This window comes from Methylobacterium sp. CCH5-D2 (assembly GCF_001556475.1).
Lineage (GTDB): Bacteria > Pseudomonadota > Alphaproteobacteria > Rhizobiales > Beijerinckiaceae > Methylobacterium > Methylobacterium hispanicum.
In genome coordinates, this window is the sequence record NZ_LSIX01001128.1 from 1 (window position 1) to 266 (window position 266).

Below are 266 nucleotides of genomic sequence, written 5' to 3' on the forward strand. Positions count from 1 at the left end.
CCGTGCCCTCGTCCACCCGCTGCTCGGCCGCCCCGATCGCGAAGCCGTGCAGGCCGTGATCGCGGAGGTGGAAGGCGACGTTGAGGAGCGCGATCTCCAGGATGCGCTCGGCACAGAGCACCCGCGGCAGGTCCGCGGGGACGCGGTCGATCACCGGGGCGTCGCGCAGGACGTTGCCCTGCAGGAAGGGCAGGAAGGCCGCGACCGTCGCGGCGAGGTCGCTCTCGCCGACGCCCTCCTCCGACCCGCGCGCGAGGCTCAGCATG

General features: G+C 74.1%; 1 pseudogene. It reads right to left on the reverse strand.

Features of this window, described 5'->3' with window-relative positions:
- A pseudogene (locus tag AX737_RS35060) lies at positions 1-266 on the reverse strand (response regulator); the annotation flags it as partial.